Origin of the sequence: Sulfuricurvum sp. (assembly GCF_022759005.1) — a bacterium.
GTDB lineage: Bacteria > Campylobacterota > Campylobacteria > Campylobacterales > Sulfurimonadaceae > Sulfuricurvum.
Genome location: NZ_JAEMQA010000127.1, coordinates 1 through 9,498, shown reverse-complemented (window position 1 = coordinate 9,498; position 9,498 = coordinate 1). Strand labels below are relative to the sequence as shown.

The 9,498-nt window shown below is 42.5% G+C and carries 12 protein-coding genes; all 12 read left to right on the top strand.

Translation table 11 applies throughout. The features are described from left to right. The first annotated feature begins 11 nt into the window (after window positions 1-11). A complete protein-coding gene (rpmA, locus tag JHC35_RS07950) occupies window positions 12-269 on the top strand; it encodes a 50S ribosomal protein L27 (protein ID WP_294916722.1) in 258 nt (85 codons plus the stop codon). Between the two features lie 155 nt (window positions 270-424). Then, window positions 425-1,522 carry a GTPase ObgE gene (gene obgE / locus JHC35_RS07945; protein ID WP_295043926.1) on the top strand — a complete coding sequence of 366 codons (1,098 nt, stop codon included), beginning with the start codon at window positions 425-427 and terminating at the stop codon, window positions 1,520-1,522. Next, complete coding sequence (proB, locus tag JHC35_RS07940; RefSeq protein ID WP_295043923.1) at window positions 1,519-2,289, top strand: glutamate 5-kinase; 771 nt, start codon at window positions 1,519-1,521, stop codon at window positions 2,287-2,289. Before obgE ends, proB begins: the two co-directional genes overlap by 4 nt. A gap of 1 nt (window position 2,290) precedes the next feature. Further along, a complete protein-coding gene (gene fmt / locus JHC35_RS07935) occupies window positions 2,291-3,202 on the top strand; it encodes a methionyl-tRNA formyltransferase (RefSeq protein ID WP_295043921.1) in 912 nt (303 codons plus the stop codon). Further along, window positions 3,183-3,818, top strand: a complete 636-nt coding sequence (locus JHC35_RS07930; protein ID WP_295043918.1) for a biotin--[acetyl-CoA-carboxylase] ligase — start codon at window positions 3,183-3,185, stop codon at window positions 3,816-3,818. Before fmt ends, JHC35_RS07930 begins: the two co-directional genes overlap by 20 nt. Continuing rightward, window positions 3,815-4,603 carry an AAA family ATPase gene (locus JHC35_RS07925; RefSeq protein ID WP_295043915.1) on the top strand — a complete coding sequence of 263 codons (789 nt, stop codon included), beginning with the start codon at window positions 3,815-3,817 and terminating at the stop codon, window positions 4,601-4,603. The genes JHC35_RS07930 and JHC35_RS07925 overlap by 4 nt, the downstream gene beginning before the upstream one ends. Before the next feature lie 9 nt (window positions 4,604-4,612). Further along, a complete protein-coding gene (locus JHC35_RS07920) occupies window positions 4,613-5,455 on the top strand; it encodes a ParB/RepB/Spo0J family partition protein (protein WP_295043912.1) in 843 nt (280 codons plus the stop codon). Window positions 5,456-5,523: 68 nt separating this feature from the next. After that, on the top strand, window positions 5,524-5,946 hold the full coding sequence (locus JHC35_RS07915; RefSeq protein ID WP_295043909.1) for a F0F1 ATP synthase subunit B': 423 nt from the start codon (window positions 5,524-5,526) through the stop codon (window positions 5,944-5,946). Window positions 5,947-5,955: 9 nt separating this feature from the next. Next, on the top strand, window positions 5,956-6,471 hold the full coding sequence (locus JHC35_RS07910; RefSeq protein ID WP_295043906.1) for a F0F1 ATP synthase subunit B: 516 nt from the start codon (window positions 5,956-5,958) through the stop codon (window positions 6,469-6,471). After that, window positions 6,472-7,008 carry a F0F1 ATP synthase subunit delta gene (locus tag JHC35_RS07905; RefSeq protein WP_295043904.1) on the top strand — a complete coding sequence of 179 codons (537 nt, stop codon included), beginning with the start codon at window positions 6,472-6,474 and terminating at the stop codon, window positions 7,006-7,008. 20 nt (window positions 7,009-7,028) lie between these two features. Beyond that, entirely contained in the window at window positions 7,029-8,546 is a 1,518-nt protein-coding gene (gene atpA / locus JHC35_RS07900; RefSeq protein WP_295043901.1) for a F0F1 ATP synthase subunit alpha, read from the top strand. 8 nt (window positions 8,547-8,554) lie between these two features. After that, the gene (gene atpG / locus JHC35_RS07895) at window positions 8,555-9,442 is read left to right on the top strand and encodes an ATP synthase F1 subunit gamma (protein ID WP_295043898.1); all 888 of its coding nucleotides are present in this window, start codon (window positions 8,555-8,557) and stop codon (window positions 9,440-9,442) included. Window positions 9,443-9,498 lie beyond the last annotated feature (56 nt).

The following is a 9,498-nucleotide window of genomic DNA, read 5'->3' as shown; positions in this document are numbered from 1 at the left end:
AGGAGGACAGCATGGCTCATAAGAAAGGTCAGGGTAGTACACAGAATAACCGCGACTCAGCGGGACGTAGACTCGGTGTCAAAAAATACGGTGGTGAATTCGTAAGAGCGGGTAATATCGTTATCCGCCAACGCGGAACAAAAGTTCATCCTGGTAAAAATATCGGTATGGGTAAAGACCATACATTGTATGCGTTGGTTGACGGTGTCGTTGCGTTTGAACGTAAAGACAAAACACGCAAACAAGTCTCTATCATCCCTGCCGCTTAATTTTTTCCCAAAACTCTCGTCGGGCTTTCGCCCGATTTTGATACAATTTCCTAAATTATCTTTTTAATCGTGTACTTTAGAACAAAGTATAGAGTTAAGTAAGTAATAATCGTCTCAAGATGAGATCGAGCTTTAAAATTGCGTGAAGGACATCCATGTTTAATGATAGTGTAGAGATTACCGTTTCCTCAGGAAAAGGGGGAGCAGGGTGTGTTGCTTTTAGACGGGAAAAATATGTCCTTCAAGGGGGTCCCAACGGTGGTGACGGCGGTAAAGGGGGAAATGTCTATTTCAAAGTAGACAATAATACCCATACCCTTGCACATTTTCAGGGGAACAAAAATCTCAAAGCTCAAAACGGTCGTCAGGGGATGGGTTCAAATATGGCGGGAAAATCGGGCGAGCACATTGTCGTCGTTGTTCCTCCTGGGACACAAGTTGTTGATGTGGAGAGCGGAGAAGTACTTCTTGATCTACTCGAAGACGGTAAAGAAGTTCTCTTTTTACAAGGGGGACGAGGCGGTTTGGGTAATGTCCATTTCAAATCCTCTACGAACCAAAAACCGATGTATGCTCAACCGGGTGAACCGGGTGTAACGAAAGTTGTACGTCTTGATTTGAAACTGATCGCGGACGTTGGTTTGGTAGGGTTTCCGAACGTCGGAAAATCAACGTTGATTTCGACGGTGTCCAATGCACGTCCTGAAGTGGCCAACTATGAATTTACGACGTTGACTCCGAAACTCGGTCAGATTAATATCGGTGATTATGATTCGTTCATCATGGCGGATATTCCGGGAATTATCGGCGGTGCATCCGAAGGTAAAGGGCTTGGACTCAAATTTTTACGTCATATTGAGCGTACAAAAACGCTTTTGTTCATGATTGATTTGGCATCGTATTTGGAGATGCAGTATCAATATGAAACCCTCAAACAAGAGCTGGAAGCGTTTTCACCACTCTTGGCGGAACGTAATTTTGCGATTGCTTTAACCCGTGCCGATGCCATGAGTCCTGAAGAGGCGATTGAAAAAACCAATGAGTTTTTAAAGCTTCTGAATCTTTCACCTGTCTCAAAAAGCCGTTTTGCGTTTAGCGAAGAGTATCCGGTATATGAGCAAGAAGATTTTGACAAAGCGTTTTATGATTCTTCGAAACCGGCTTTTGTCGCACCGATCTCTTCGGCTATCCATTTGAATATCAAGCCTTTGACCTACGCACTTTATCAAATGGTTGTAACGGAGCGTAAATGAAGCGGATCGTTGTCAAAGTCGGGAGCGCTGTTTTAAGCGAGCAAAACCGCATTGCAAAAGATCGGATGCAAAATCTGGTTGATTTTATTGCGGAGCTGAAAAAAACATATGAAGTGATTTTGGTTTCATCCGGCGCGGTAGCCGCGGGATATACAGAGCTAAAACTCGATAAAAAGATTTTGGCTAATAAACAAGCCCTTGCGTCAATCGGTCAGCCGATTTTGATGAACAAATACCGTAAAATGTTTGAATATTACAATATTCTCCCTTCCCAAGTTTTGGTAACGGCAGCGAATTTTAACACCGACGAAGAGTCCCAAAAAGCAAAAGATACGATTGAAACCCTACTCAAACACAATGTTGTTCCGATCATCAATGAAAACGACGCTACAGCAACCGAAGAATTGATTTTGGGCGACAACGATCAACTTTCAGCCTATGCAGCATACCATTTTGGAGCCGATTTACTCGTAATTCTTTCCGATATTGACGCCTACTATGACAAAGATCCGCGCACCTACAGTGACGCAAAAGTCCGCTCACGAATTGAATCAATTACCCCTGACGAGCTTGCGTTGCAAGTCTCCCCGAATCATAATTTTGCGACAGGGGGGATTGTGACGAAACTCAAAGCGGCTAATTTTCTCCTTCAGCGCGGCAGTGCGATGTTTTTGGCAAGCGGTTTTGATTTGAGCGATGTTAAAAGCTTTTTGATTCACGGCGAACATCGCGGAGGCAGTTTGTTCAAAGCCGCAGAGGAGCTTTGAAATGACTCGTATCATCTTTATGGGGACACCCGATTATGCCGCGTCTATTTTAGAAGCTTTGATTGCGGCCAATGATGTTGAAGTTGTCAGCGTCTATACGCAGCCAGATAAACCGGTAGGGCGAAAAGCGATTTTGACTCCTCCTATCGTAAAAGTCGTGGCAGAAAAAGCTAATATCCCCGTGCTACAGCCTAACAGACTTCGTGATGAAGCCGTGGTGGCCGGTGTATTAGCGACTCCGTGCGATATGATTATTGTGGCGGCATACGGGCAAATTCTCCCGAAAGAAATTTTGGAGTATGTTCCGTGTGTCAATCTTCATGCCTCCATTTTGCCGCATTACCGTGGAGCCAGTCCGATTCAGCAAAGCTTGCTCAACAACGATCCTCAAAGCGGTGTTAGTGCGATGTGGATGGATGAGGGATTGGACACAGGCGCAATTATCAAAATCGAGAAACTCCCTATCGGAGATGATGAAATGGTGGAATCATTATATGAACGATTAACGCAGTGTGCCGTTCATTTGACACTTGATGTCATCCGTCATTGGGATCGTCACAGTGCCGTAAAACAAAATGATGCCGATGCTACACATTGCAAAAAAATTCTCAAATCGGATGGATTGATCGATTTCTCCAATGCGCGCGAGATATACAACCGATACCGTGCGTATACGCCATGGCCAGGGCTCTATCTTGAATCGGGATTAAAAATTAAATCAATGAAGCTCGAAGAAGAGATCAGCTCAGCAGAAGCGGGAACGATCATCGCGATAGACAAAGAGAGTATTGTCGTTCAATGCACTATGGGATCTTTGCGGATTTTTAGGGTGCAAGCTCCTTCGAAGCAAGAGACATCGGTTATCGATTATCTCAATGGCAAACGGATAGGGTGTGGAAATTTATTGGTTTGAATCGCTGGATTCGACACAGAGCTATCTGATTGATGCATTAAAAGCAGGTGCACTCTCAGCACCCGTATGTGTCGGCACCGATATTCAAACAAACGGAAGAGGCTCACGTGGCAATAACTGGATCGGTGTAAGCGGAAATCTGTTTATTTCAATAGCGATCAAACGCGAGATGCTTCCAGAGGATTTGAAGCTGGAATCATCGTCCATATATTTCGCATTTTTGATGAAAGAGCTGATTGCTTCGCAGGGATCAAAATTGTGGTTGAAATGGCCGAATGATTTTTATCTCGAAGAGAAAAAAATCGGTGGAGTCATTACCAATTTAGTGGGTGAAACACTGATATGCGGTATCGGAATCAATATTGTATCGGCTCCGTCTGATTTTGGAAAAATGGATATTGCGGCAACACCATACGAATTAACAAAAGCCTATGGAAATTTGTTTAAAAATTTGCCGACGTGGAAGCAAATTTTTAGTAAATACAAGATAGAATTTGAAAACAGTAGAGATTTTTTTACCCACAACAATAATGAAAAAGTTGCATTGCAAAATGCCGTTTTACTTGAAGACGGATCGTTGTTATGCGATGGCCAAAGGATATTTAGTTTACGATGAGTGAAGTTATTGTTATCGCCAATCAAAAAGGTGGAGTGGGTAAAACTACCACCGCAGTCAACTTAGCCGCTTCATTAGCCGTTGCAGAGAAAAAAGTATTGTTGATTGATGCTGATCCGCAAGCAAATGCAACGACCTCATTGGGGTATCACCGAAATAATTATGAATTTAATATCTATCATGTCTTGATCGGTGCTAAGAAATTACGTGAGATTATTTTAAAGACATCTTTGCCAAAACTATTTTTAGCTCCGTCGAATATCGGTCTCGTCGGTGTTGAAAAAGAGTATTATGATGCCGAAAACGCAAGTGGGCGAGAGTTGATCTTGAAGCGGGCGATCGCACAGGTTAAAGAAGATTATGACTATGTGATCATCGATTCACCTCCGGCACTAGGGCCGATGACGATCAATGCTCTTTCAGCGTCCAATTCAGTCATTATCCCGATTCAATGTGAATTTTTTGCATTGGAAGGGTTGGCTCAGCTTCTCAATACCGTTAAACTGGTACGTAAAACCATCAACCCGAAATTAACGATAAAAGGGTTTTTGCCGACAATGTACAGTGCGCAAAACAACCTTTCACGTCAGGTATTTGCCGATTTACGTCAACATTTTCAAGGGAAATTGTTTAAATCGCACAGCACCGAAGACGATTACATTGTGATTCCGCGTAACGTCAAATTGGCTGAATCTCCGAGTTTCGGAAAACCGGCTATATTGTATGATGTAAAATCGAGCGGCTCTATGGCGTACCAAGATTTGGCACACGCGATTATCGCCTAAAGGAAAAGTATGGCGAAAGCATCCGCATTGGGAAGAGGGTTGGGAGCCCTTTTGAGCGAAATCGAAGAAGCATACGACAACGAACTGCCTAAAAAAGGTGGAGTAGAAGAGATTCCGGTCGCTAAAATCCGTCCCAATCCGTATCAACCGCGAAAGCATTTTGATCCGGAAAGTTTAGCCGAACTTTCCGAGTCGATTAGAACACACGGGCTCCTTCAACCGATCGTGGTTAAAGAAGACCTTGACGGATATATCCTTATCGCGGGTGAACGCCGTCTTCGTGCGAGCAAATTGGCTAAAAATAAAACAATCAAAGCGATCGTTGTATCGGTCAGCGACGAGCAGATGCGACAGCAGGCTCTAATTGAGAATATTCAGCGTGACGAACTCAATGTCATTGAATTGGCACAAGCGTATCAAGAGCTCATTGATATTCATGAATTAACCCATGAACAGCTTTCTCAAACTGTTCATAAAAGCCGTGCACAAATCACCAATACGCTTCGTCTTTTACAACTGAGTGAAAAAGGGCGGAAAGCACTGATTGATGGTAAAATCAGTGCAGGACACGCCAAAGTGATTTTAGCACTTGACCCGAAAGAGCAATCGATGATGATCGATTCGGTGATCGGTCAAAAACTGAGTGTTCGTGATGTTGAGAGCATGGTAAAGAAAATTAAACTTCCCTCGACGTCTACGAGTGCCTCTACGGAAGTCGATACTCTTGATTTTGATGCGTTGAAAAAGCGTTTAAGTGCACTTGGTTATAAAAGTGGCACAAAAGGTTACAAATTAACAATCGAATTTGATGATAATGGTCAAATTGAATCATTTTTAGACCTACTTTCTTAATATCTGCTCACGTTTAACTGTCCCTTCAATTTATAAGTTGTATAATCACGCAACTTTTAGGAGGTGGTATGTTAGATATAAGTCCGATGCTGCTTGGCAGTACACTGATTGTCTTCCTTGTCCTTATTGCCGCTCTTAACAGTTTGCTTTACAAACCTCTTTTCAGTTATATGGAAAAACGGGATGCGGATATTAAAAAAGATATGGAACACGTTGGTAACAACGATTCTGAAATCGCTGCATTTCATGCCAAAGCCGAAAAGATCATTAGTGACGCGAAACTGGAAGCAGCAGCACTAAGAGAAAAAGTTATTGCTGAGGCCAAAGCGCTGGCAAATAGCAAAATAGAGACAAAACGTGCTGAATTAGCACAAGAGTATGCAACGTTCGAAAGCGAATTATCGCAAGAGAGAACACGTCTGATCGCTGCACTTAACAATGAAGTGCCTGCTTTCCAAACTGCTGTATCAGCTAAATTAAATACGATATGAGGAGCTGCAATGGGTAAAATAATTGTTACAGTGTTATTGCTCAGCGCATATCTGTTTGGTTCAGATGCACATGCAGAGGGTTCAACGGATATCATTCAACGAACGGTAAACTTCTTGATTTTTGCCGGAATTATGGTTTATATTTTGGCAGAACCGCTTAAAAACTATTTTGGCGGACGAAGCGCGGCGATCGCGAATGAACTTGAAAAAGTTCAAGAGCGTCTTCGTGAATCAAAACGTCTCAAAGAAGCGGCTGAGCACAAAGTAGAAGAAGCAGAGCGTTTTGCGGCTGAATTAGCGGAGTCAAGCAAAAAAGAGAACAAAATTTTGGCAGATAAAATTTTGGCTCAATGTGAACAAGAACTTGAGATGATTGCCAAACAAAATGATGTTCTTATGGAGCTTGAAAAACGTAAAATGGTTCGTGAAGTAGTTTCTGAAGTTATGAACGATGTTATGAACAGTAGCAACGATGCATTAGGTAAAGAAGCAATGACCGAAATCTTGAAAAAGAAGGTGGCGTAAATGCGAAATGAACTTATTGCAAAGCGTTATATCAAGCCGATCATGCAAAGTTGCGACCAAGAATCATTGGAAAATCTTTCAACACTTCTTTCTATGGTAGCTGAAGCGTATAAAAATGAAAAGTTTAATTTGATCATGAACTCAAATGATGTGAGCGCAAGCGCGAAATGTCAATTGATTTTGGAGATGGTTGCTTCGGCAAACAGCACAATGGTCAATAACTTGATTAAATTATTGTCTGAAAACGGACGTCTTCTATTGATCCCTGTAATCGCTGATCAGTTGAAACGTGAAATCGGACGTGCAAAACGTACGTTTACGGGCCGTATTTACAGTAATAATGCTGTCGATCAGGCTTCAGTAGAAAAAATCGCACAAGATTTAGGCAAAAAAATGGATGCAACTATCGCGTTGAGCTATGTTGCTTCTGATTTTGACGGCGTACGTGTCGAAGTGGATGATTTGAATGTTGAGATTAACTTTTCAAAAAGCCGCCTAAACGCTCAACTTGTTGAGCACATTTTAAAAGCAATTTAACCCTCGGGAAAGGAGAAATAGTGGTAGCAAAAGTACAAGCAGACGAAATCAGTTCAATCATTAAAGAGCGAATTGAAAATTTCGAACTTAATGTAGATATTAATGAAACCGGAAAAATTGTCTCATACGGAGACGGAATCGCTCAAGTGTATGGCTTGAATAACGTCATGGCCGGTGAGATGGTAGAGTTTGAAGACGGTACACGCGGTCTTGCAATGAACCTTGAAGAAAGCAGTGTTGGGGTTGTCGTTCTTGGTAAAGGGAAAGAACTTCGCGAGGGGATGAGCGTAAAACGTCTTGGGCGTCTTCTACGTGTTCCTGTCGGTGATGCACTTCTTGGTCGTGTCGTGAATGCTCTTGGTGAGCCGATTGATGGTAAAGGACCGATCGAAACAACGGAAGTTCGTTTCGTAGAAGAAAAAGCTCCTGGTATTATGGCTCGCAAATCGGTTCATGAACCTATGGCAACGGGTATTAAAGCGATCGATGCGCTTGTTCCGATCGGACGCGGACAACGTGAGTTGATTATCGGTGACCGCCAAACCGGTAAAACAACTGTTGCACTTGATACTATCATCAACCAAAAAGGTAACGGCGTAGTATGTATCTATGTTGCTGTCGGTCAAAAAGAATCAACCGTTGCACAAGTTATCCGTCGTCTTGAAGAAAACGGTGCCATGGACTACACTATCATCGTATCTGCAACAGCTTCAGAAGCGGCAGCTCTTCAATTCCTTGCACCGTATACTGGTGTAACGATGGGTGAATATTTCCGTGACAATGCGCGTCATGGTTTGATCATTTATGATGATCTTTCTAAGCATGCGGTAGCGTATCGTGAAATGTCATTGATTCTTCGCCGCCCTCCGGGTCGTGAAGCGTATCCAGGGGATGTTTTCTATCTACACTCCCGTTTGTTGGAGCGTGCAGCGAAATTAAACGATGAAATGGGTGCAGGTTCTTTGACTGCTCTACCAATTATCGAAACTCAAGCGGGTGACGTTGCAGCGTATATCCCTACCAACGTAATTTCAATTACTGACGGTCAAATTTTCTTGGAAACTGACTTGTTCAACTCAGGTATCCGTCCTGCGATCAACGTAGGTCTCTCAGTATCACGTGTTGGTGGTGCTGCACAAATCAAAGCAACGAAACAAGTTGCTGGAACATTGCGTCTTGATCTTGCACAATATCGTGAACTTCAAGCGTTTGCTCAGTTTGCTTCTGATTTGGATGAAGTAAGCCGTAAACAACTTGAGCGTGGACAACGTATGGTCGAAGTGTTGAAACAACCTCCATATTCACCACTCGGTGCTGATAAGCAAGCATTGGTTATTTTCGCAGGGAACGAAGGGTATCTTGATGATATCTCTGTTAACGCGGTTGTTAAATTCGAAGCGGATCTTTATCCGTTCGTAGAAGCGCAATATCCGCAAATTCTTGAGAATATCAGAGCAACTTCACAAATCAATGATGAAACAAAAGCTCTAATGAAAAAAGCACTCGAAGAGTTTAAATCTACTTTCGTTGCTGAATAAGGATCTTTATGGCTAACTTGAAAGAGATTCAAAGACAGATCAAGAGTGTTTCGAACACGCAGAAAACAACGCGTGCCATGAAGCTCGTTTCGACGGCGAAACTTCGCCGGGCAGAAGAGCTTGCGAAACGTTCACGTCTGTTTGCACAAAAAACGAATCAAGTGATAGCTGAAATCGCAGGACGTATCCAATGCAATAAAGTCGGCGGGATTGATAACCGTTGTTTTCTTGAAAACGATGCTCCAAAAACGGTCGATATTATTTTCGTAACAGCGGACAAAGGGCTCTGCGGTGGTTTTAATATGCAAACCATCAAAGCGGTTCGACGTTTGATGAAAGATTATGAGAATAAAAACGTCAAAATTCGCCTTCGCGGTATCGGGAAAAAAGGGATTGAATTTTTCAACTACAATCAAATCGAAATGATTGATGAAGTTAAAAATCTCAGTTCTGCACCCGATATGCAGCGTTCAAGCGAATTCATGACCCGTTCGATCAATGATTTCAAAGAGGGAATTGTTGATGCGGTTTATATCGTATACAACGGTTATAAAAATGTTATCACCCAGGAATTACATGTAACTCGGGTTCTTCCGGTTGATGTTCAAGGGTATGACTGTGAAGAGGTTAAAAACTCAGTTCTTGAGCTTGAAGCGCAAGATGAAGAGAAAATGCTCGATTCATTGGTTACTAAATACGCTGAATACAACATGTATTACGCTTTGATCGATTCCGTTGCAGCTGAGCATAGTGCGCGTATGCAGGCTATGGATGCAGCAACAAACAATGCAAAAGAGATGGTTAATTCGCTTAAAGTCAAGTTTAATAAAGCTCGTCAAGAAGCGATTACGACTGAACTTATCGAGATTATCAGCGGCGTCGAGTCGATGAAATAATTATGGAGGAAAGAATGATTGGTAAAATTGCTCAAGTAATTGGTCCGGTTGTTGAC

Excerpts from the sequence above, each read along its gene's own strand:
- fmt (WP_295043921.1), top strand. The coding sequence starts at position 2,291 with ATGACTCGTATCATCTTTATGGGGACACCCGATTATGCCGCGTCTATT.
- proB (WP_295043923.1), top strand. The coding sequence starts at position 1,519 with ATGAAGCGGATCGTTGTCAAAGTCGGGAGCGCTGTTTTAAGCGAGCAA.
- JHC35_RS07920 (WP_295043912.1), top strand. The coding sequence starts at position 4,613 with ATGGCGAAAGCATCCGCATTGGGAAGAGGGTTGGGAGCCCTTTTGAGC.
- JHC35_RS07925 (WP_295043915.1), top strand. The coding sequence starts at position 3,815 with ATGAGTGAAGTTATTGTTATCGCCAATCAAAAAGGTGGAGTGGGTAAA.
- JHC35_RS07905 (WP_295043904.1), top strand. The coding sequence starts at position 6,472 with ATGCGAAATGAACTTATTGCAAAGCGTTATATCAAGCCGATCATGCAA.
- JHC35_RS07910 (WP_295043906.1), top strand. The coding sequence starts at position 5,956 with ATGGGTAAAATAATTGTTACAGTGTTATTGCTCAGCGCATATCTGTTT.
- atpG (WP_295043898.1), top strand. The coding sequence starts at position 8,555 with ATGGCTAACTTGAAAGAGATTCAAAGACAGATCAAGAGTGTTTCGAAC.
- obgE (WP_295043926.1), top strand. The coding sequence starts at position 425 with ATGTTTAATGATAGTGTAGAGATTACCGTTTCCTCAGGAAAAGGGGGA.
- JHC35_RS07915 (WP_295043909.1), top strand. The coding sequence starts at position 5,524 with ATGTTAGATATAAGTCCGATGCTGCTTGGCAGTACACTGATTGTCTTC.
- rpmA (WP_294916722.1), top strand. The coding sequence starts at position 12 with ATGGCTCATAAGAAAGGTCAGGGTAGTACACAGAATAACCGCGACTCA.